The 257-nt window shown below is 36.6% G+C and carries 1 protein-coding gene; it reads left to right on the top strand.

Annotated features, from left to right (window positions below; all coding sequences use genetic code 11):
• A partial coding sequence (locus tag SB659_RS19955; protein ID WP_410551675.1) for a hypothetical protein occupies positions 1-197 on the top strand: 197 nt, incomplete at its 5' end.
• Positions 198-257 lie beyond the last annotated feature (60 nt).

Genomic DNA, 257 nt, shown 5'->3' on the forward strand with positions numbered 1-257 from the left:
CAGGATATTTGAGTTTTTATATGCCGGTAATGGCCCATAAAGATGCAAAAGGCGAAGTTATTGAGGGAATTGGCATCAAGCCGGATATTTATGTTACTCCGCCTTCAGATGCAGAACTGCTGGAAATGAAAAATTCTCCAAAAACATTTGTAGATAGGGTTTTGGAAGCCGCTATAAAGTATATTTCCACCAAATAACATACGTTACCTATAAAAATTGCACGGACTATTTCCGTGCATTTTTTATTTTGCTTACTT

Source organism: Arthrobacter sp. SIMBA_036 (assembly GCF_046535135.1).
Taxonomy (GTDB): Bacteria; Actinomycetota; Actinomycetes; order Actinomycetales; family Micrococcaceae; genus Arthrobacter.